Raw genomic sequence first — 21,678 nt, forward strand, 5'->3', positions numbered from 1 at the left:
GAGTCTAACTCCTGAAATGATTTGGGAGTCTGTAGTTTCGCTAGATATCCCGATCGGGTGCCCGGTCGGGATTTTTCATGCCCAAATCTCGGTTTTCAATTGGTTTCTGTTCAAGGACTTGACATGAACGAAAAGATACTGTTTCCTGATGTCGAACAAACTTTGGTTGATTATCTTACGGCGCAACTAGTTTCGTTATCCGATACTGCGACTGTGGTCACTCGGGTCCCCGACCCACGCCCGACCCGCATGGTGCGAGTAACCAGAAACGACCGAAAAGCCCGAGTCGACGTCGAAGATCGTGAGGGCCGCCGAAGCGCCCAGCTGATCCTCGATCGTCCTCGCGTCGTTCTCGAATGCACCGACGACGCCGGCGCCGCGGCAACCCTTGCCGCGCTCGTGCGTTCGATCCTGAGTGCAGCCGCTCCCGGCTACCTGGGCACCGTCTGGTGCGACCAGGTCGAGGACGCCGGCATGGAGAACGACACCGATCCGGCGACTGCCGCTCCGCGGTACACCCTCGTCGCCGACCTGATTGTGCGAGGCACCGTCCTCGCCTGACTCCGACCGGAGTCGAACTGAAGTACCCATCCCGAGGGCCTGCGCAACAATCCCAAGGGAGATAACAACAATGGCTCTGCCTTCCAGCAAGTTCATCGGCGCCGGTACCCCGAACCTGGCCGTTTCCGGCGGTGTCCTGGTGGCGCCGCTCGCCACCAGCCTGCCCACCACCGCGGCCGGCGTCATCGACCCCGCGTTCAAGGCTCTCGGCTACGTTTCCGAGGACGGCATCGAGTCGCTCGGTGAGCGCAAGGTCGAGACGGTCAAGGACTGGAACGCCGATATCATCGCCCAGCTGCAGACCGAGCACTCGGTGCGCTTCGGCCTCACCCTGTACGCGGTGTGGGACCAGGACGTGCTCAGCGAGATCTTCGGTGAGAACAACGTGACCGCCACCGCGGCCACCTCCACCTCGGGCAAGCTGATCAATGTCAAGGAAACCGGCCTGGTGCTGCCGCGTCGCTCGTGGGTCTTCGACATGAAGACCGAGGACAAGAAGCTGCGCATCGTTCTGCCGAACGCCAAGATCTCGTCCATCACCGAGAAGAAGTTCGTGTCCAACGAACTGGCCGGCTTCACCATCAATGTCGAGGCATTCAAGGATGACTCGGGCGTCAAGGCGTACCGCTACCTCGACGACGGCATCAAGACTGCCTGATTAAGCCCCCAACGGCGGCGGGTAAAACACCTATGCGCAGGCCCGCCCGCCGCCCGTTGGGCCCTTTTTATCTCTGAAACCACTCATCTCGAACTACGAAAGGGTCTGCTACCCATGACTTCTCCTGCTGCTCCCATCAAGGTCGCCCAGCCGGCCATCGTGAAGGACGACTTCACCTACACCGTCGACGGCACCGACATCGTGCTGCCGTCGCTGTCCTACCTCAAGCCCGGTCTCGTTCGCCGGATCCGTCGTCTCGGTGATGTCGACGCGATGTACACCCTGCTCGAGCTGAGCCTGGCGCCCGAGGCGCTCGCGGTGCTCGACGATATGGATCCCGACGCCTACCACCAGCTGCTCGAGGCGTGGCGCGCGCACTCGGGGCTGAGCCTGGGGGAATCCTAAGCCTCGATGCTCTTCTCGAAGAGCACAGCGAGGCAATCGAATACGACCTGATCGCCTTTGGGCTCCGGCTGCGGATGCTCGGCACCGATGTACTCAGCTGGGCTGACCTGCGAGCGATCGTCAAGCACCTTCCGCTCGAGTCGGCGCTCCTTCGGACGATGTATCCGGAGGGCAGTCGATGGCAAACCGCTGAGCACCTGCTGGCAGATGTCGCAGACAGTCTGCGTTGGTTGGCCTGGGCCCGTACCGACGACGGCCGGCGTGGGCGCAATCGACCCGAGCCGATCGCTCGCCCAGGCAGGAAGTCGGATCGCGAACGTGTCGGCACGGCAACGGAACTCGATCAGATGAACGACTTCCTCGGCTGGAACGGCTAGGTGGCTGCAGCCCCGGAGCGGTCGAACGCAGAAAGTGGATACCAATTGTGAAGAAGAAACGCCCAACGGCGATGACATTGCCGGACGTTCTTGCGATGACCACGAGCGGCCAACCGGCTCCGGGAAAGCGGATCACTCTGCCGAGCGGGGCCGTCTGGGAAGGCGGCTCCGGCTCGGGCACTGCGACGATCACCCTGGCCGACGAAGACCCGATCACCCTCGGCGACGATGGTCGAATCCCGCCGAACAACCTGATCGGCGCCGGTCTGTTCGGGGTGCTCGACAGTGTCCTCTCCGATGAACTCGGCACACAGCCGGGTGCTATCGCCGAAAGGGTGGCTGGGCAGGCCATGGACCTGCTCCGTCCCGACGGCGACGAGACCGACACCAAGACTCGTCTGATCAAATTCTCCTCGAAGACGACACTGCTCAATCCGGCGAAGGTTGATAAGGGTGTCGAGAACGTAGTAGTCGAAAACCCTGTCGGTTACGCCGGCGGCGGCTCGGTGCGGGGACCCGGGACCGGCAGCAGCGACTCGATTCTGGCCCGGTTGTCCAACGGTGAATTCGTGGTCAACGCGGCCGCGACTTCCAACGCGCTGCCGCTGCTGGAAGCTATCAATGCAGGCTGGGTTCCCTCAGCCGGGTATCTGGCCGGAATGCTGCCGGGCTTCGCCGACGGCGGTCTGGTCGGCGGGACCCCGATGGGAGATCCGCAGCGCTGGCGTGATCTGCTCGGAACCGGGCTGATCGCCGATGTGCTCGGCGGCGTCGGCGGTGCGGCCATGGACGCGGCAGGTGCCGTCGGGGCAGCTCTCGGCGGTGCGCTGGCGCCCGTCTTCGGAATGGGCGGGCCACTCACCCGACGCACCAACGATCCGGTGAAAGTTGACCTGAGTCAGCAGGATTCATCGGCTCTCGGCGCCGCGCCGCCCCTGTCGGCGGAGCTGAACGTCCAGCCGCAGGGCGTCATGAACGTGGCACCTGCCTTTGCGCAGCCGTCGACGACCGCGAACACCGGATCGGTGGCGCCGCTCGCGTCGCTGTCCGAGGCGCTGACGGCGGGGATCATGTCCTCGGCGACAGAAGCCGGCGGACGGGTTGGCTTGGCGCTGGGCGAAGCGATCGCTCCCGCATTGGGCCCGGCCGGACAGCTGGCACCGGAGATCGGAAAGTCTCTCGGTGAGTCGATCGGATCCAGGTTCGGGGGTGGGTTCGCCGCCTCCATGTCGCTGAAGACCCAGATCGAACCGATGCCGACCGATATGTCGGTCGAAGGCGGAGCCGGCGGGGCGGTCGCGCCCGGTGGTGCTTCGCCGACGACGGTGACCAGCTGGGGTGGTGGCGATGGCGGGTCGACCGGCGGCGGCAACAGCGTCGTCGTGACCGGCGGGTCATCCGGCGGCGGTGTGACAATCCTCAGCAGCACCGGCGGAACAACGGCGAGTGGCGCGTCCACCACTCCGCGAACCCCGAGTCTCAGTGAGGGACTCACGGGAACGAACCTGGCTGAACCCCGGTATCTGAGCACGTATGGCGGCGCCGACTATATCGATCGCGCTTCGATCGTCGGCAGCGAGCTGGCGAGCAACTTCGGCAAGTCGCTCGGTCTCAGCGACACCACTGCCCTGCGTGAGGCCGGTTCTACGGTAGGAGCTCTGGTCGGTGCCCTGGGCATCCCGTCCATCTCTGACGCGCTCGCGGCTGACGGCGAGCTCGCCAAGCAACTCGGCATCAATCCGGACGACGAATTCTTCCTGCCGTTCGAGCAGCAGAAGGCCTTCGATTTCAGCGAAGGTGACAATCTGTCCGCGGGCATTTCCGGTTTTCTGTCCGGCGCCTCGTCCGGTGGCTTGGTCAAGGGCGTCACCGGGGCCGCCAAGGGCCTTGCCCAGGACGCGGCAGGACAGGTCGGCAGCTTCCTCGGTGCTGGTCTGGGTACGGCGATCGCCGGGCCCGCCGGTGCCGCGATCGGTTCCGTGCTCGGTTCGATCGCCGGATCGGTCGTCGCGGGCAAGGCGGTCGACCTCGTCGCCAAACCCGTCGAATGGGTGGCAAGCACCGCCAAGGAACTCGTCGGCACCGGCTTCGGTCTGACGGACCTGGCCGAGGGCGTCGGCGGGCACACCGCCCGCGGCGACATCTTCAATTTCAACGGTATGGACCCCAAGAGCGTCGCGATGTCCATCGCCCGCGTCCAGCGCCGTCAATCGTTTGCGCAGCAACGCGGAGGAGGGCTCGGGCGATGACCCACCAATTGCTCAGTACGCAGGACACCAAGATCGTGGTGTGGGACGTCAACGGCCGGGTCTGGCACCTGGCGGGCCCGAATGCCGGGCGTGAGGGCGTAAGGCTCTCGGCGCAAACAGGATTCATGTTCGCGCCGGTCCAGCTGCTCGCCACCGAAGGTGCCCGCCAGGACGGCGCCACTTTCACTCGGTCGGTTCGCTGGAAGAAGGAGTGGGACTTCCTGGCCATCATCTCCACCGCGGCCGGCGCGCGGGAATCCAACCCGGTTCGCGAGTTCCTCGCCGTGCACGATGCGTGGTTCCGTGGGTGGTCCACCGACAAACCAGTCACGGTCGGCTACTTCACCCGGCACCAGGGTTGGCGATTCCAGCAGTTCCAGCTCGACAGTGCGCCAGAGCCCTCGGGCGATATCGATCCGGCCCGCAACGGGTTCGCCATGTACAAGATCTCGGCGACCGCCATGGACCCGCTCGAACGCCACTTCGACGAGACACAGGTCTGGACCAATGCCTCGGGCACCGGCGAGGGCGTCCTCCGCCTGCGCAACGCAGCCGACCAGCCGGCGTGGCCGCGCTACACCATGAACGGCCCCGGGCGCTGGTCGATCCTCGACCCGGTCCCCAGCGACACCGGCCAGCCGCGCATGGTGCAGACCCCGCGCCTGACGGCCGGCCAAACCCTGCGCATCGACACCCATCCGCGCCATCGGACGGCCCGTCTCTACACCGAGGGCAATACCGCAGGCGTCAATGTGTGGGGCCAGCTCGCCGGCCGCCGCTGGCTCGCCTCGCTGGACCCGTGGAGCAGCACCGACATCGTGGTGAAGGTCGAGGACGGGAACACCGAGTCGAGCGTCATCGGGGCGGTGACACCGCGGTCGTCACGACCGTTCTGATTCTGCCTTCCAACTGAACATCGATCGAGAGAGAGCCCAATCCCTTTTCAGGGGTTGGGCTCTCTCGATTCCTAAGGAGGTATCGCCATGCCGGTACCAGCGCCGGTCGTGGCGTATGACCCTTCCAAGTTCTCCGACTGGCTAGCGTCATTGACCCCGTCGGGGGGAGAAGCGCGGAGCACAACTGACCGCGAGCCGCGGACCTACAACTACTCCGGAATGACTCCGCGTTCGGCAGCCCTGCAGCTGAATCGGATCCGGAATGTGCAGGACATGCTCGGCAACGTTCAACAGTCGCCGCCGAAGGTCGACTTCATCGATGCGCCGTTGCCAGCGCAGCCTCCCGCTAACGATGAGGCGGCCAAACAGGCCAAGCTCGCCGCGGAAGAAGCAATGCGCGCGAAGCAAGAGGAGCGGAAGAACCAGCAACCTGCTCAGCCACCCCCGGTACCGGACAACCCTTCGCCGGTTGCGCCGACCAGTCCATCGCCGGAACAGGTGACACCGTCCACGGGACCGGTGCAACCAGGCGTTACCACGCCGCCTCCACCAGCCGAGGAACGCGATCCGCTGCTGGACGCAAACGGACCGAACACGGACGCGCTTCCGATGCCCTCGACTGCCGGCCAGGAAGTGGGCAAGCCGTGGACAGAGGAACGTCCCAACGGGATCACCGTCGAGTACCGGATCCCGGAGGGCAACGGTTCCAACACGGTCGACGCGATCGTCCGGGATGCCGACAACAATGTCATATCCACGGCGCGAATCGTCGCGATAGAGGGCACGGGCAAATACGTCCGTTGGCAGGACGATGTTGGCGCCGGCGCCTCCTACTACGAGTCGGGCGCCTCGGGCGAGCTGGGCTACGGCCAGCATTTCGCGCCGGGCGCATCCACCAGCGGAATTCCGACGTCGGTCTTCGAAGCATCTCCTGACCTCACCAAGGTCCGCACGATCTCGTACGACCAGTTCGGTAACCCCATCGGTATCGACGTCGGCTCGCGAAACGAGTTCGGACTGTATGACAACACCCATTCCGACATGTACGGCAACGAAACCTTCACGGCGACGAGATTCAATTCGGGCGGAGGTCTCGACTCGAAGTTCACCGGCCAAGTCGATGCGGCGGGGAATGGATGGATGCTCGATGCTAAGGACGACCGGTGGGACATATATTCGGATGAGTTTGGCCGTCCGGTACAGCGAAGGATCAATCCCGCGACCAATGGATACGAATTCAAATACACCGAGAACGGTATCCAGGTCCATGAGCTGCGAGACAAATCCGGGAGACTACTCGAACTTTCCAAGACTGGTCCCGATGGTAGGCCGACAAGGCAACTTCGGCGCGTCGGTGACCTTCTTGCCACGGGTATCCCCGGCGCCGACGGGAAAATGAAGTTCACCTTTACCGACAACACAAGTGTCGGCACGTCGTTCTTCACGCTGCCATGGGAGGACAGGCCGCGGTCGCGGACTGGAGAACTGACGTTCACGCCGGATGGAGGTATGAAGTTCTCCTACACCGACGGTGGATGGGCTGAATTCGGAGCGGACGGAAAATCTACCGCCTTCAGGCCGGCGGACGATACTCGCGCACTGTGGAAAAAGGCGGTTTCCTTCGCTGGGAACTATTACTACGGTATGGGTACCAGCGCCCTCGGCGCTGTCGAAGGAATCACCGCGCTAGCCGGTATCAACGATCAGATTAATCTTGGCGCCAAGGTAATCGGCTCAAGTTTCGAATTGACCAGTCGCCAGGATGCGCTTACAGGTATCGCCGGTGGTTTCGGGGAGCTGTTCGGCACCGCATTCAACGCATACAAGACACTCGGCGTGGAGGCGTATGGACTCGGCGCCGGGGAACAGTCGTGGGGCGAGGCCTGGAGAAACGTTCGCCGCCCGGTCGGCGCAAACTGGAACGCCACCTCGAAGCTGGTCATCGGCACGGATTGGCAAGGCGCCTCCGGAAACCTAGCAGAAACTATGGGACACGCCGCCTTCGGGGCTGCGATGTTCTTTGTGCCAGTCAAGGGTCCTGGTGCGGCGGGAAAGGGTGGAAGACCACATTTCGGCGGTTCCATGGGTGGTGGTCCTGGTCTGAGCGCTACGAGTCCTTTGATCGGCAGCGCTGCTACGCGCTACGTCGGTAGCGGCAGCAAATCGCCAAGGGCGTTGATAGATGGATTTACATCGAAGCTAGTCAAGTATGGACGCGAAAAGGCAGCGCAACTCGACCACTGGAGCGATCAGCCTGTAAAGTCGTTCGAGCTCGTATCGAATATTGTCGCGGAATTCTGGAATGGACCTCCCCCGGCCGCTGCGTCTGCTGGTGGGCGCCACCACGTGCCTCGGTCTGAATTTGGTGGGGTAGCGGGCGCCTCGGATTCGCCTGTTGGTCCATTCATGGCTTTTGCGAAGCGCGGGTTTGGTCGCCAATCTACGTCTCAATCCGGCCGCGGTTCAACTCCTCGGCATAATTCTAGGGTCCCGTCCACTGTCCCGAATTCAAGTCGGAAGCTTGGCCCTTATGGCACAGCTGTCGATCCCAAGGTACTTCAAATTCCGCTGACGAAAGGAAAGACTCCAGGCGGGCAGACATTTCTGGTTGACGAAAACGGTGTGCCACATGTGTTGGCTGATAAGCCAGATAATCCCAACACCCGGATCGGCCTGGACATTCTGAACAACGAGCTGAAGAGTAGAGGACTACATTTAGACCACGGAAACAACGGCGGCGTGAAGTACTATATCCAGGATGATAGTGCTGCCATGGCCAGCAAAGGAAATGTCAACGGCACAGTGGCGGGCGGTACGGCAGACCTTGTTCGGGTGACATGGAGAGATGGCGGTGTTGTGTCGATCAAGTCTGTTGACGTTACTGGAACGGACCGTGGGGGCGTAAGTGCCCGGGAGATTGATGAGCACGCAAGTACGATTTTCAACAAACTGCCGGGGGGTAAGAAATTTCAGACACAGAATGTTCTCTTTTTCGCGGGTAGTCGAGAACAAGCGCTGATTCTGTCAGAGATATTCAAATCTCGGTATGAGGTTCGCATCATACATTCAGAATCTGGTTTCGATTCTCGCCCGAACGGCTGGCCGTAGCGGTCTAGTGTTGAGTATTGTTCGTGTAGCCGATCATGCACTACGATATGTGAACTGCCCAATATGGAAGGATGAAGCATTGAGTCGATTCGCGGAGGTTATTGTGCTTGCCCGTGATGGATGGTCTGCGATGGAGCCCTTGACGGTGCCTGATCCTGATCGGGAGTGGCACCAGTGTTTTACGCCGGTGGATGACTCCGTTTTCGAGGGAACCCGTCAAGGATCAGGCGACTGCTATATGTGGGTTGCGCAGTTTTCTCGGTTCAACTGGTGGGGATTGCTGGGATATCTCGAGGGTCTCGATTGGCCGGATCCGTACTCGGTGCAGGTCTTGATCCGAGACGAGGAAGACAGTTGCTTCGGACTATGGATGCTACTAGGCGGTCGGATGACCGAAATCCCACTGGCCGGCACGGAGAGAATCCCGAGCGATCGGCTGATAACGGGTGGCGTGCTTATCAGGCCGGAGAAGTATGTCGAGCCCTCGGCGGGCGAGTCAGACTAGTCCTCTTTGGGAGCATGTTGCATCTCGGGCTGATTAGACGTGCTGGTTATACGCCAAATTCACTCGAAGACTGGTCATATCGGTGGCGAGTCGATGTCCAAAGGGAGGTAATTGTATGGCGGAAGTAGGGGGAATTACGAGCGGCGATTCAAGGACGATTGGTTTTGTTCTGACTTGCCTATTCTGCCAGGCTATTAGCTTGCGAGATCTGCGTGAATGGGCGTTAGGAGTTGTAACTTCGAACGAGATGGATCGCATCCCGGAGTACATCTTCGAGCTTGTCGATTTCAAAGGACCACTCGCCGATGTCGTGCTCATCGTGGGCTTCTCTACCGACACGCCGGAGCTCCTTGCTATCGAGCCGGCGGTGTACGGAATCGCATACGTTAGGGGAGTCGATGTGTATGATTCGCCGTTGACTCGAACCACTGCTGAGGAAGCGCTTCGGAACAGGAGCGATGTGCTCGACGAGTTCCGTGCGACGTTCCCTTTTATTTCCGCCTTCCCTGAGCCTTAGTCGTCCTCCGTGTGACAGATATCGTTCAGGGGCAAAATTCTCGGGTCGATGTCATGTCCTTATCTCGTCTCTCCCGGTAGCACCTTGCAGGTATCGTGGTGTCAAATGTCGATAGGCTCGGAGGGTATCTTGAACTCGATTACTGCATATTCGTTGCCCCGGCATCGTGATGATCCAATTGTCGTACGCTCGGCCGAAGACTTGACGTCTGCTGTCGATGAACTTGTCGACGCTGGTAATGAATATTGTAACTACATGTCTGTCTTCGTGACTGATCCAGCGGGGGTTCATGCGGTATATCTCGGTATAGGAATCCACGCAGCTAACGGATCTGGAAGCCTTCTCCTCCAGGGAGAAGGAGGGGAATATTATACGCAGGGTTCCGATACATCCCGTGCTGCGGTCAGCTATTTCGATTTTGGGAATGAGCGGATATTTCCAGGTAATTCGCAGATCGAGCTCGGAAAACTGAAGCGGGCTTTGATCGAATTCTACGACGGTCATTTCGTTAGACCTTCCTGCGTGAAGTGGCAGGTCTGGGTAGGGCTCGAGAAGGATGTAGACGATGTGAGTGATTTGCCTACGAGCCTGGCAGACCCGTGGAGCTCTTGAAGATCAGAGAGGTCGTCTCGAATGTGGTCGAGTCAGTGGTGACTGTAAATCCCGGCCGGTAATTCGACTGAACATATAGCGGACCAACCCAACCTGACCCGATTCGGGTTGGGTTGGGTTTTTTATACCCAGAATCAAGGAAAGGTGGTGGAGGATGGGTGTTTGGGAACCGCATGCGGAATCGCGGCGGATGGATGAGATGTTCCGGGTCGAGCAGGAGGATGCTCGGGATCAAGAGGTTCTGGTCCGGTACTGGGACAAGGACATGCAGGAGGTGGGGGAGGAGCGGAGTTACCTGTCGTTGCAGGTGAGTTTTCCGCGGAACTCGGCCGGCGGGTTGAAGATGATCTGCCCGCGGGACATGGTGCACTTCGACCATCTGTTCGGCAATCATGCGGACACGACCCTGCCGATCACCGTGAACACCAGAGGGTTTCGGTGGGACGGGTATATCACGAAGGCGTCGATCGTCCGGGACGACAACGGGGTCGAGACGGTGGATATCGAGGCGATTCACGCCTGGAACCATGTGTCGACGATCTGCTGCTGGGCGAGTCCGTTCGCACCGGTGCTGGCGCAGTTCCCCCGGCATCACATCTTGTTCGGTCCGGTCCGGACGCTGGTGACCACGTACCTGACGATGAATCTGATGCGGTTGCAGGGGAACACGACGTTTCCGATCGCAGTCGTTCCGGTCGACCCACGGACCGACACGAGCCGGTGGAGCGCCGCCTCCGCGCGATTCGACATGGCGGACAAGTTGTTCCGGCCCATGCTGGAGGATTCCGGCGTCATGCTGACGGCGCGGTTCTTCCTACCGGGTGAGGACGATCAGCCCGCACCCGAGTGGTTCTACCTCGACAAGCCGACCGTGGTGTTGGAAACCGTGGACAAATCGGGTGTCACCGGCCCCACCGGGACACTGTGGGACGGGATCGTCTCGTGGTTCGAGGAGTTCGCCGACGACGGCACCACCCCGATGCGTTATCCGAACTTCGATTCGACCAGCGAGTACGAAGCTGTCTACGGGACGCCGGGCAAGTTCGGCACCATGCGGAACCTGCCTTGGGTCTGGTACTTCGACGGCGAGTATTCCGGGATCGGAGCCTCCGAGGTAGCTCTGCATAAACCGACGGCGACCGACATCATCGTCGGTGGTCGTTCCCCTGGCTGGGTGAATGCCGGCATCGAGATGGCCATCAAGAGCTTGCTGTCGCTGATCGGCTTGGACTGGCTCTACCGAGGTCAACTCGACGACGTGTTCCTCGCCTGGATGGTCTATCGGGACATGGAGCGCGTGCGCAAGGCCGGACCGTATGCGTTCCGCGAGCTGTTCATCACCGGCAGCGACAAGGCTTTCACGCTCGACGGCTTCGTGGCTGCCAGGCAGGGGCTGCACCTCACGCGCGGTTACACCAGTCACAAGGTGACCATCCAGGACAACGCGCCCTATCTGATCGGTCGCGACTTCGGTCTCGGCGATCAGATCGGGTTTGCCCTGGGCGACAAGGTATTCACCGATTTCGTCACCGAACTGACCTTCACCGACGACCGCGAGACCGCCGCGATGTGGCAGATCACGGTGGGTGACGGGTCCGACGAAGAGGATCCGGTGGTCAAGGCTTGGCAGCGACTGGGCCGCGTCGCCTCCGCGATCAAGGACCTGTCCAGCGACGTCGGTGCCGACCTGGACCTGCTCATCATCTGAAATCCCTCACGTAGAGGAGAAAATCTATGGCGGATATCAGTTTTCCCGCCCATATCACCGCCCGGCGCGCACCCGACATCGATGGGTTGCCCGTTCTCACCGCTAAGGTCGATGTCGCCGATGACGTGCACGACCTACCACTTCCCTCGGGCCCTGCCGGTCCGGAAGGTGTGCGCGGCAGACCACGCAGCACGTTCCGCAAGATGGGGACCATCCCGGATGTGGCCGCACGGCCCGCCGGACTGGGCCCGGAGGATCGTGGCAAATGGTGGCACCGGCTCGACGACAACGGGATGGATGTGTGGACCGGCTCCGGCTGGGAGCATTCGCCCGACGCGGTCGGCCCTGTCGGCCCTGCCGCTGCGGCCAATTCGATCACCGTCACTCCGACGAAGCACAGCGAGACGCTGACTGTGCCTGCCATCGAATTCACTGGCACCGGAGCTGATCAGCAGTTGCACTCGACCGCAGCGGCAGGTTTGCCAGGTCCGGTCGGGCCCGCCGGAGCGTCCGGCACCATCACCATGGCCGAGGATTACGAGACGACGACCGGGCCCAGCCATGGCGGCGTGTTCGCCTACGACCGGGTCACCCGCCGATTTCGGTCCGCGTCCGCGCCCCTGGGTACCGGCCCGTGGGCCTGGTACCAGGAAGATTTTCCGACCGAGATCGTGGCAGCGGTAAGCCGCATCGATGTCGCGACCGTCAGCATTCCCGCTCAGCCCTTCGCCTGGCGCCCCCTGGTCTATGGCCATGCCCTCGTCTACTCGGTGAACAACGGCGCGCAGACAGCGGAACTGACGGTGCGGCTGAATAATTCTCAGGGTGCGCTGGTTGCCACTACTCCGGCAGGCAGCGGTGGCTGGATGTATCTACCTGCAGCGCCGTGCTTCCGGGACGGCACCACTACCCGCGCGCTATCGCCGTCCGCGGACTACGCGGAAGTGCCTGCCGGACAGCCCGTCGAGCTTGTTGTCGCGGTCGATCGAATCGGCACCGGAACTGCCAACATCGGGTTCCGCTCGGATCGCTGTTCTCTCGTCGTCTTCGCCGAACCCACAGAGTGAGTTGAAAATGGCTACTGTAGGAAGATATTTCGAGTCCACGCTGGTGCGCGGCATCGATGAAGGTATCGGGCGGGCCGGCGTCGTTCAGGCGATGCAGGGCACGCCGCGTTCCGGCGACCTGGAACTGATGACCGGTCTCGCCGGTCCGGCCGGGCCCGCAGGTGCGGCGGCGAGACCGTTCCGCTGGGAAGGTGACATCGCCGATCAGGCCGCGCTGTCGGCGCTCGGATCCAAACTGGGGGTCGCGCAGGCGGGCAAGGCCTGGCGGGTGCTGTCCGCGGGCACGCTTGTGTATTGGAACGGAACAGGTTTCGACAGCTTCGCGGAAGCTTTCGGTGCCGCCGGACCCGATGGCGAGCCGTGCTCGGTGTCCATCGGCACGGTCGAAACCGGACCTGTCGGATCCGAGCTGGCGGTCACGGTCACCGGCGCGGCGCCCAACCTCGTGCTTAATCTGGTCGTGCCAAGGGGAGTGCAAGGCGCCAAGGGCACGACCGGCGGGCCCGGGCCGCTCCGCCAGTCCACCGACTATCTCGACGGTGCTCATCCGGACCGAGCGGTTCCGGTCTGGGACGTCGGTCTCAGCAAATGGAAACCGGTGCCCTATCCGGGCCTCCGTGGCCCGTGGACGATCAACGATGATGTCGCCTGGGACGGCAACGCCGGCTTCGTGCCATCCCAGAACAACATCTCGGCTGCCACCAAAGTCGTCGCGCAGTTGAATGTTCCAGCTCAGGACACGGCCTGGCGGCCGATGGTCTTCGGCGGAGTGGTGGTGCGGTCGGTGGAGAACTATGACCAGTTCACCACGCGGATCGACGCGGAGGTCCGGATCGGATCGGCGACCGGCCAGCGAGTGGCCCTCGGTTCGGGGCAGGTCACCGGTGCGCACACCCGCGCGCGGCTGCAGCCGTTCCTCGGTGTGCGGAATCTGACGCCCGACAATCCGATCGGCGTCATTCCGGCAGGTCAGAACGCCACGCTCTATGTGGTGCTGAGCCGGAACGCCGGCACTGCCAACTATGACTACATCATGGACGACTCGGAGGTCGTCTGCTTCGCCCGACCCGTGGGGGCAGTGTGAGTACCGAAAGTCAGACGGAAGTATTCGACGAGGACGTCATGATCACCATGCGTGGCGTCGCAGACTCGGTGGGTCTGCCATACACGGTTAATCCGATCGAATTGGTGGATCGCGAGGTGCTGATCGAACTGCGGGAAGGGCCCGCGGGGGCGGCCGGTCCCGAAGGTGAGGCTGCTTGGCCCTGGCAGTGGCAGGGCGATGTCGATGATGTCGCGTCGCTCACTTCGCTCGCGCTGGGAACTGGCGACGCGCGCAAAGCCTGGCGCGTCGTTGCCGAGAATGCCGTCTATTACTGGACGGGCCTGGAATTCATTGCGTTCGAGGACGCGTTCGAGAAGCCGGGCCGCCGCGGCCAGGCGAATGTTCTGTCCGGCAGTGCCGTTGCCGGCGCCGTCGGCTCCGCTGCCTCGGCGCGCGTACTCGGGACAGCTCCCGGCCAGCAGGTCGAGGTCACCTTCCCGCGTGGGGCAGCGGGCCCGCAGGGCGACCCCGGTGCAGCGGGCCGCATTCAGGATGCGGCCGATGTCCTGATCGATGATGACCGTCCGCTCGGTCAGGACCACGTGCTGGCGTGGGATGCGACGGCACAGAAGTTCCGGCCGATTCCGACTCCGCGCCCGCGCGGGCCCTGGGTGATCGGCGAGAAGCAGTTCCTTTCCGGGCAGAATCTGAAGGAGCAGAAGAAGGTCATCGCCTCGATCACTATTCCTGCTCAGCCTACGGCGTGGCGACCGCTCGTCGAGGGTGCTGCGGTACTGCAGTCGGCGTCTCCCACACGCTGCGATGTCATGGTCCGCGTCGGGAGCATCGACGGCGAAGTCGTCGGGTATGGCTGGGGCCACTCGGTCACTCGCTTGGCCTATGTGCACATTTCGCCCGGTTGCGGGTCCGCCTTCCCGAATCAGTCGAGCCCGACGGTTGTTGTCGTGCCGGCGAATCAGACGGTGACGCTGTATGTCGTGGTCGACCGCGTCACCGGCACCGGTACCTACAACGTTTTCAGCAACTATTCCCATCTGCAGGTTCGTGCGCTTCCGCTCGACGCGTGAGGCGTTGCGCCGCCACTTCTTTCGAAAGGCATTGATCCATGGCTGATCTGCCCCCACTCGATTACGGAAAGGTCGTCGGGCGGTTTCTCGCCAATGTCATCGACGGCCCCGATCTGGGTGAACTGCCCGAGTTTCCCCCGCTGACCGGCACGATCACGTTCACCGCCGACGCGCCCAAGGTGCTGGTTCCCGGTGCGCAGCCGAGTCCGGCCACCTATGTACAGCTGCCGAAGCACTACGAATGCCAGCTCGACGAGTTCGGGTACCTCACCTGGCGCGGCAAGCGCGGCGTGCGGCTGGTTGCTCCCGGTCCCGCGACCAATCCCGCGGAGTGGACGTGGCGGGTGTCGTTCGACCTGTCCTACGACGGTGAGCGAATTCTCTTGGAGTCGTTCAGCTTCAATGTTCCGAAGTATGTCGCCGGCCCGGATCCGGAAGACCCGGACGTCGCCTCGACGGGACTGGTCGACCTGACCCTGGTGTCACCGGTTCCCGCCTCGGCGGGCAACGCTGTGGTGATGGGTCCGCGCGGGGCGGGAATCCAGATCGACGGCCAGGTGAACACCTATGCCGAGCTGCCCGCCGGCGCGGTCGACGGCAGTCAGTTCGTGGTCAAGTCCGACGGGCTGCTCTATCTGTACGACGAGGTCAGCGGCTGGACGCCGAACGGCCAGGGCGTGACCGTTCGCGGTCCGGCGGGTACGACGCAGTGGGCTGGAATCAGCGGGAAACCGGCAACCTTCCCACCGACGATCGGGTCGTCCGCCGACACCGCTGTTGCTGGTGACGATCCCCGGCTGAGCAATGCCAGACCGCCGACCGCGCACACCCACCCCGTCACTGACATCACCGGCGTTACCTCGATCGCCGATGCGCTGCTCAGCTCGACTGACGAGGCTCAGGCTCGGACCGCTATCGCGGCGGTGTGGACGTCGGATCCGCGGCTGTCGGATGCCCGCACGCCGACGGCGGCGGGTCAGGCCTACGACATCGCCTTCAAATCGCACAGCGGCGTGCGCGCTGCCGGTGCGGGCAATACTGTGCCGGAGGGGATTCGAGTCGAGCGCCCGATCATCGTTTCCACGCTCACCTATCGCGGTGAGACTGCGGGCACCGGCAACCTGGTGGTCGAGCTCAGGAAGAACGGCAGCGCGGTCCCGGGAACCTCGGCGACGATCGCAGCGGCCAATCAGGCGCTGGATACGACGGTGTCCGGTACGTGGAATTTCGCTGTGGGGGACCGGATTACGGTGCAGGTGACCACTGTGGACAGTCCGGCCGGGCGTGGACTGCAGGCCAGTTTGCGCGGGGTGACGGTGTGATGCCAACTTTGCAGATCGGTGGGCCTGTGGTGACGTGGCCGCCGATGCCTGCTCAGGCGGAAACCCCGGCAGGGGAGACGCCCGAGTGGGCTACAGCGGAGTCCGGGTATCCCGGGGCCTCCAGCTCGGTGGTCGAGCCCGAACCTGAACCGGAACCGGAACCGGAACCGGAGTTGACGCCTGAGCCCGAACCCGAGCCGACACCGGCCCCCGAACCGGCACAGGAAGCGGAACCGTCGACCGCCCTCGACCAGACCCCTTCGGAGCCGAACACGGGTGAGGTGAGTAGCTGATGCCACATCTCTTCGCAGGTGGTGATGTTTTCGCCCCGTCCGCCATGACGAAGAACGGCACCGGGACGATGGGCAATTACAACGCCTGGACCGTCGTGGACGGTTGGACCGCCGACACGGTCGGCTACCCCGGGTCCCAGGTGTCCGGCAATGGGCTGCTGGTACAGAGTGGTGGCTCGAGCGTGCCACTGACTGCCAATGTCGTCGTCAGTGGGGCCCTGACCACCGGAAACTTCCAAGCCAGGCTGCTGGTCGGCACAACGGTGGTTGCCACCGGCGCTACGGTGTCCGGCACCGGCGGCACGTTGGTGGTCACCGCGACAGTGTCATTGGTTGCCGGCGACGTGGTCACTGTCGAGGCATATCACACCATCCAGTCGAGCGCGTGGGAGGCGACGATCACCGCGGGTGCCGCCACTTTCGTGCGAATCGGCTGACCCTTCGGCTGGGTAATCTCCCCGCAGGCCGACGGGTCGCCGGGCTGACCATCCACTCAGGACGAACAAGTAGGGCCCGACCTCTGGAATCCATTACCAGGGTCGGGCCCTTCTCTTGTTTCGGCCTCGCAAATGTCGTGCATTGCTGCTCTTGCGAGTTCGTCTACATGGCGTGGCCGCCAGTGGTCGCTCTTGTGCTGGGCGGAGCGCGAGGCGGTGTGGGTCTGCGCCGACGATGCCGACCGAATGGAGTTACTCGCAACTGACGAATTCGTCTGCACTCCTCATGAATTGGGTACCGGTGCCCATTTCATGGTGATGAGGAAAACGTCGGTGCACCCGTTGGAAAGATCGTCGGTGAGATGGGATTGCCGGACGGCCGTCAGCAGGCTTGGGTGACAGCGCTGGGTTTTTGCCGCGGAGGAAGGCTATCGCGGGGTCCTGGTTTGAAACGGCCCACACCCCAAAGGGGTGTGGGCCGTTTTGTCGTAGTGGGTCCCGTGGCTGTCGAGCAGCGTTCTGCGGCAGCGCTATTCGGTGCTATCCGGATAGTTGGTCGGTGCTACGATCGCCGGTTGCCCGCTTGCGTGCGGGCTCGAGCGAGACTTAGGGGTAGGCGTGTCGACGCCAGGAGAGATTCGGTCGGTGCAGACCGACTTCGGTACAGCCAATGGGATCTACTGCTGTGTGTGCGGTGCTACGCCCGCGGTGCGCACGTCGATTCGGTCGCATCGTGGATTCTTTGTGTTCATGCAGTTCATCACCCAGCCGGGACCGTTCTGCCGGGATTGTGGGACGGCGACGTATCGGCGGTTGACTGTCGAGAGTGCGTTGCTCGGGTGGTATGGGCTGATCTCGGTGGTGGCGAATCCGGTCATCATGTTGCAGAACATCGGGGCGGCCAAGCGGGTGCGGCGGTTGCCTGCCCCGATTCCTGGTGGTCCGCGGGCGCCTCTCGATCCGGGCAAGCCGCTGTGGCGGCGGGCCGGCATGCTCGGGCTGCTCATTCCGGTGATACTCGGGCCGTTGCTGGTGATCGCCGGTGTGAAGGCCGAGGAGCGGTCGGCGAGCAGTGCTGAAGTCGGGGATTGTGTGGTGAACCTTCACGGCAACCGGACCGAGGACGAGAATCCGAATGTCGAGAAGATCTCCTGCTCGGACCCACGCGCGACCGGCAAGGTCATTGCCAAGGTCAGGGGAAGCAAAGGGCACTCGGATTACGAGAACGACTACCTGTGCGCCAGCTATTGGGCAACCGAGTTCATCTACACCACAGACGAGTTCACCCTCTGCCTGGTTACGCCGTGACGAGGCAAGTGACCCTGGCCGAGCAAGACTGGGACACGACGGCATTCGCCTACGAGGTTGAGTCGGCACACCATCCAGTCGAGCGCTTGGGAGGCGACGATCACCGCAGGCGCGGCGACGTTCCTGCGGATCGGCTGACTTTGGCTGGGCGGCCCGCTGATTGCGGCCGGTCAGCTGTGTCAGGTCGGGGCCTAGCGGAGCAACTAGGCGCTCAGGTCAGTAGGCGTCGGGACCACTACCGCGTAGTGGTCGGCGAGGGTGGCGAGGGCGCTGTCGTGGAGTTGTGCCGCGGTGACCTGGCCGAGGGGCCAGGTGGCGCAGGCGTTGTCGACGACCGACTATCGCAGCGGGGGAGCTCGGGCCCAGCATGGGGCGGGCCTCCCCCGATTTCAACTGTCGCCGATCTCGTGCGATCGGCGAACTGCTCGCCAACGGTGCGGTCGTCACAACTAGCATCATCAGCTATGCGTTCGGTAGTCCTTGCTCGAGTTCGTCGTGGTGTTGCGTGACGAGATTCATTCCAGCCATTAATGATTCGAGCTCGGCCGAGAAGAAGGTCCAGGCGGGGAGTGGGCGGTTCGAGTTTCTGGATGCGCTCCGAGGCGTCGCCGCCGCGGCCGTGGTGATCGAGCATGCTTCGGCGGAATTGTGGCCGACGTACGTCCGGTTCTCGGTGCCGAATCTCGACCCCGGCGTGTTCGGGGTCTTCGTCTTCTTCATCGTCAGTGGGTTCATCATCCCCGCGGCATTGGAGCGGGGGCGGTCGCTGGGGGCGTTCTGGGTCGGCCGGTTCTTTCGGTTGTTTCCGCTGTTCTGGTTGTTCGTGGTCGTGGCGGTGGTGCTGCACTATGCGGGCAGGTATGGCGGGCCGCCGGGTTTCCTGGCCGAGCCTGCCTGGAATCTCCTGACCAATGCCACGATGGCGCACTACTTCATCGTCGGACGTGAATCGCAGATGTTTGTCGTCGCGTGGACGCTGTCGTACGAGCTGGCGTTCTATGCGTTCGTGTCACTGCTTTTCCTGGCTGGACTCAACCGTCGATCGGTGCCGGTGGCTGTCTTCGCGATCGGCGCGATTGTGCCGGCTGGGGTCTTGCTACCGTTCGCGCTGATCAGTGGTCCGCCGGCGAACCTGGCCACGCGTCTTGCGGTTGTGGTGGCGACGGTGGTGGTCGTGGGGTTCTTCGCTTGGCGAGCGCGCACCAGGCGCACGGCGCTCGCGGCAGTCCTGATCGCTTCGATCACTGTCCCGCTGGCTTTCAACCAGCCTGGTCCCTCGGGGTACTCGGTCGCGATCTTCGCGACGATGTTCGTCGGCACGGTGCTCTACCGGATGACAGCGGGCGAGATCTCGACCCGGCTCGGTTGGGCAGTGTTCGGGCTCGCTGTGTGTGTAGTGGTCGGGCTCAAACTCGTGCAGCATCCGGTCCTGGGCCCGACCGCCGACATGCTGGACTCGCTGCATGTGAATGTGCTGAAGCGGGAGGCCGTACCAGTCGTCGCGGCCTATCTGCTGTTCGCGGTGGCGCTGCTGCTGCGCCGGTATTCCTTTCCGCGCCCGCTGCTGTTCCTGGGGCGAATCAGCTTCTCGCTGTATCTGGTGCATATCTTCGTCATCAAAGCGGTGCCGCAGTGGCCGGTGACGCTATTCGGGGGCTATGCATCCTGGCTCACCTGGTGCACCTGGATCACGGTCTCGATCGCCCTCGCTGTCTTTACCTACAACAAGATCGAGAAACCCTGTCTCGACTTCGGTCACGGGGTGATGGCCAGAATGGACGCGCGAGCACGGGAAACCGGCTCAGGATCACGGCGCCTGCGATAGGGATGTCCATTTGTGTGGATGGGCGGCAGGCCCTACTGTCCCGTCTGGCCCACACGCGTTCGGTGTGTGCCGAGTGATCGTTTTCGATGGGGGGAGTGCCATGTCGGCACCACAGTCGTTCACCGCGGAGCAGGATGCGGTGAGCACGGCCGACGGGGTCGGGACTGTTGATGATCCGATCACCCCGGCTTCGGGAGAAGACCCTGCCGGTCGGGGTCGGTTCGGGCCCGTGTGGGTCTTCCTCGCTGCCTGGCTCGCGTTTGCGACGGCGCTGCTGGTGAGCAGTCGCGATCTGTTCACCAGGATGGTGTTCGAGGAAGGTGACGCGGCGACCGTCTCGATCCAGGTGCTCGCGGCGAAGGACTTCGAGCTGCTGGTAGGCAACTATTCGCGGGTCGGATTCCATCATCCCGGGCCCGCGTTCATCTACGTGCAGGCGTTCGGTGAATGGCTTTTCTACGACGTGCTGCGGTGGGTGCCGTCACCGTGGAACGGGCAGGCGATCGCCATTCTGCTGCTCAATGCCGCGCTGGTAGCACTGGCATTGCGGATTGTCTACGTCTGGTATCCGTCCTGGACGCTTGTCACGGGGCTCGGTGGGGTGAGCTTGTTGTTCCTCACCGCGTACCGCGAGCTTCTCAGCGGTCTCTGGTTCCCCTACGTCTATTTCGCGCCGTTCCTGGTCTTCCTGATGGCGGTCTCCTCTGTGGTGGCCCGGCGGACCGACCACCTCTGGATCGTGGCGCTCGCCGGCGGGTTGCTGATCCACGGACACGCGGAGTTCCTGTTCTTCGTGCCGTTGCTGGGTGGGGTGCCGCTGTACCTCGCGTGGCGCGGGAAACTGGTCGTCGCCGAGCGGGATTGGTGGCTGTTCGGCGGGGTCGCGGCGGTATTCGCCGCGCCCATCCTGCTCAACACGATCGTGAACTTCCCCGGGGAATTCCCGAAGTACGTCGGGTACGGGGGTGGGCACGGGATCCACCTGCCGTGGACGGCGTTGGCCTACACCGTGCAATTCTGGGGGCCGAACCGCATCGTCGGCCTGATCGTCTTCGCCGCGCTGTTCGCGCTCGTCGCGCGGCTGGCGCGCGGCGAGAGGTTCCTGGCGAGTGGCGTGGCATTCTGCGCGGCGGCCGCGGCGCTGATGACGGTCTACGCGATGATCGGCATCGATCAGATCGACGAGGCGTACATCGGCTACTTCTCCTACGCGATCCCGCTGTTCATGTTCATGCTCGCCTTGGTCGGCCTCATTCAGCGGATCGGGTGGCTGAAATATGCCGCCGTCGGCTTGCTCGTCGCCGGGTTGGTGGTGAGTGGGATGACGAACTCGCTGGCGAATCGGCGACACGAGATGGTCGGTGTTCCGGCTGCCTTGGATGCGATGGCGGCGGTCGCGGGCGGCCGCCCGGTCGTGCTGGAGCGCCGACCGCACGAGGCGTGGGCCGAGGTGGTCCCCCTCGTATTGAGCGGAGCCCGCGACGATGTCCGCGTATGCGCCGACGATGCCCAGATGATGGAGCTGTTGGTCACCGCCGTGTTCGTTTGCACTCCTGGTGAATTGGCGACCGGTGCTCGTTTCGTGGTGACGAGAAAGAGTGTCGATGCGCCCGCCGGGCTGCTCGTCGGCGAGGTCGGCCAGGCGGGCGGTAGCCAGCAGAGCTGGGTGATCGCGGTGGGCTGAGGCGTTGGTGTGA

At 63.1% G+C, this 21,678-nt stretch carries 18 protein-coding genes; all 18 read left to right on the plus strand.

Annotation, left to right across the window (positions count from 1 at the left end):
- The first annotated feature begins 123 nt into the window (after window positions 1-123).
- The 18 genes from ACWF82_RS12600 to ACWF82_RS12685 all read left to right on the plus strand — a co-directional run bounded on the left by ACWF82_RS12600 (window position 124) and on the right by ACWF82_RS12685 (window position 21,665).
- Window positions 124-561: a hypothetical protein gene (locus tag ACWF82_RS12600; RefSeq protein WP_452500673.1), complete on the plus strand. Its 438-nt coding sequence runs from the start codon at window positions 124-126 to the stop codon at window positions 559-561.
- A 70-nt stretch (window positions 562-631) separates the two neighbouring features.
- Window positions 632-1,219, plus strand: coding sequence for a phage tail tube protein (locus ACWF82_RS12605; RefSeq protein ID WP_379036828.1), 588 nt, complete (start codon window positions 632-634; stop codon window positions 1,217-1,219).
- A 114-nt stretch (window positions 1,220-1,333) separates the two neighbouring features.
- Entirely contained in the window at window positions 1,334-1,624 is a 291-nt protein-coding gene (locus ACWF82_RS12610; protein WP_452500675.1) for a hypothetical protein, read from the plus strand.
- Complete coding sequence (locus tag ACWF82_RS12615) at window positions 1,585-2,001, plus strand: DUF5361 domain-containing protein (RefSeq protein ID WP_452500677.1); 417 nt, start codon at window positions 1,585-1,587, stop codon at window positions 1,999-2,001. Before ACWF82_RS12610 ends, ACWF82_RS12615 begins: the two co-directional genes overlap by 40 nt.
- Window positions 2,002-2,096: 95 nt before the next feature.
- Window positions 2,097-4,250 (plus strand): hypothetical protein, encoded by a 2,154-nt coding sequence (locus tag ACWF82_RS12620; protein ID WP_452500678.1) that lies wholly within the window; start codon window positions 2,097-2,099, stop codon window positions 4,248-4,250.
- Window positions 4,247-5,146 carry a phage tail protein gene (locus tag ACWF82_RS12625; RefSeq protein WP_452500680.1) on the plus strand — a complete coding sequence of 300 codons (900 nt, stop codon included), beginning with the start codon at window positions 4,247-4,249 and terminating at the stop codon, window positions 5,144-5,146. The genes ACWF82_RS12620 and ACWF82_RS12625 overlap by 4 nt, the downstream gene beginning before the upstream one ends.
- 273 nt (window positions 5,147-5,419) lie before the next feature.
- Window positions 5,420-8,254, plus strand: a complete 2,835-nt coding sequence (locus tag ACWF82_RS12630) for a hypothetical protein (protein WP_452500682.1) — start codon at window positions 5,420-5,422, stop codon at window positions 8,252-8,254.
- Window positions 8,255-9,006: 752 nt separating this feature from the next.
- The gene (locus ACWF82_RS12635; RefSeq protein WP_379036818.1) at window positions 9,007-9,276 is read left to right on the plus strand and encodes a hypothetical protein; all 270 of its coding nucleotides are present in this window, start codon (window positions 9,007-9,009) and stop codon (window positions 9,274-9,276) included.
- A gap of 105 nt (window positions 9,277-9,381) precedes the next feature.
- Window positions 9,382-9,888 carry an Imm1 family immunity protein gene (locus ACWF82_RS12640; protein WP_452500684.1) on the plus strand — a complete coding sequence of 169 codons (507 nt, stop codon included), beginning with the start codon at window positions 9,382-9,384 and terminating at the stop codon, window positions 9,886-9,888.
- 154 nt (window positions 9,889-10,042) lie between these two features.
- The gene (locus ACWF82_RS12645; protein WP_379036816.1) at window positions 10,043-11,596 is read left to right on the plus strand and encodes a Gp37-like protein; all 1,554 of its coding nucleotides are present in this window, start codon (window positions 10,043-10,045) and stop codon (window positions 11,594-11,596) included.
- A gap of 293 nt (window positions 11,597-11,889) precedes the next feature.
- Window positions 11,890-12,663, plus strand: coding sequence for a hypothetical protein (locus ACWF82_RS12650; protein WP_452500686.1), 774 nt, complete (start codon window positions 11,890-11,892; stop codon window positions 12,661-12,663).
- A complete protein-coding gene (locus tag ACWF82_RS12655) occupies window positions 12,569-13,747 on the plus strand; it encodes a hypothetical protein (RefSeq protein WP_452500688.1) in 1,179 nt (392 codons plus the stop codon). Before ACWF82_RS12650 ends, ACWF82_RS12655 begins: the two co-directional genes overlap by 95 nt.
- A gap of 38 nt (window positions 13,748-13,785) precedes the next feature.
- Window positions 13,786-14,796, plus strand: coding sequence for a hypothetical protein (locus ACWF82_RS12660; RefSeq protein WP_452500690.1), 1,011 nt, complete (start codon window positions 13,786-13,788; stop codon window positions 14,794-14,796).
- A gap of 38 nt (window positions 14,797-14,834) precedes the next feature.
- Window positions 14,835-16,118 carry a hypothetical protein gene (locus ACWF82_RS12665; protein ID WP_452500692.1) on the plus strand — a complete coding sequence of 428 codons (1,284 nt, stop codon included), beginning with the start codon at window positions 14,835-14,837 and terminating at the stop codon, window positions 16,116-16,118.
- A gap of 292 nt (window positions 16,119-16,410) precedes the next feature.
- Complete coding sequence (locus ACWF82_RS12670) at window positions 16,411-16,848, plus strand: hypothetical protein (protein WP_452500694.1); 438 nt, start codon at window positions 16,411-16,413, stop codon at window positions 16,846-16,848.
- A 750-nt stretch (window positions 16,849-17,598) separates the two neighbouring features.
- Window positions 17,599-18,156 carry an LppU/SCO3897 family protein gene (locus ACWF82_RS12675; protein WP_452500696.1) on the plus strand — a complete coding sequence of 186 codons (558 nt, stop codon included), beginning with the start codon at window positions 17,599-17,601 and terminating at the stop codon, window positions 18,154-18,156.
- 367 nt (window positions 18,157-18,523) lie between these two features.
- On the plus strand, window positions 18,524-19,981 hold the full coding sequence (locus ACWF82_RS12680) for an acyltransferase family protein (RefSeq protein WP_452500698.1): 1,458 nt from the start codon (window positions 18,524-18,526) through the stop codon (window positions 19,979-19,981).
- A 277-nt stretch (window positions 19,982-20,258) separates the two neighbouring features.
- Window positions 20,259-21,665 (plus strand): hypothetical protein, encoded by a 1,407-nt coding sequence (locus ACWF82_RS12685; protein WP_452500699.1) that lies wholly within the window; start codon window positions 20,259-20,261, stop codon window positions 21,663-21,665.
- Window positions 21,666-21,678 lie beyond the last annotated feature (13 nt).

This window comes from Nocardia sp. NPDC055053, from assembly GCF_053608285.1.